This window comes from Streptomyces otsuchiensis (assembly GCF_004305975.1).
Classification (GTDB): domain Bacteria; phylum Actinomycetota; class Actinomycetes; order Streptomycetales; family Streptomycetaceae; genus Streptomyces; species Streptomyces otsuchiensis.
This window is the reverse complement of record NZ_BHZI01000658.1, coordinates 1-273: the sequence shown is the minus strand read 5'-3', so window position 1 is coordinate 273 and position 273 is coordinate 1. Positions and strand designations below refer to the sequence as shown.

1 protein-coding gene is annotated in these 273 nt (G+C 78.8%); it reads left to right on the top strand.

Annotation, left to right across the window (positions count from 1 at the left end; genetic code table 11):
- On the top strand, nt 1-273 hold a 273-nt coding region (locus E0D90_RS27020; RefSeq protein WP_157996972.1), incomplete at both ends, for a hypothetical protein.

Genomic DNA, 273 nt, shown 5'->3' with positions numbered 1-273 from the left:
GTCCGGTGCCTGCCGGGCTCGCACGCCGGAACCGGCGAGGACGTGCCGACCGGTGACGCGGCCGCCCACGACGGGGCCGACGGGGCGACGGAGGCCGGCAGCGGCTCCGAGGCCGCCGACACTCCCGCCCGGACCACCGCGACCGTCCATGCGCGGGCCGTCGAGGCGGGTCGCGGCGCGGACGTTCCGGGCGTGGTGCTGGAACTCACCGACGCCCAGGGCCGGGTGGCCGGGGTGTGCGTGACCACCCGCGAGGGCTGCACGATCGAGGAC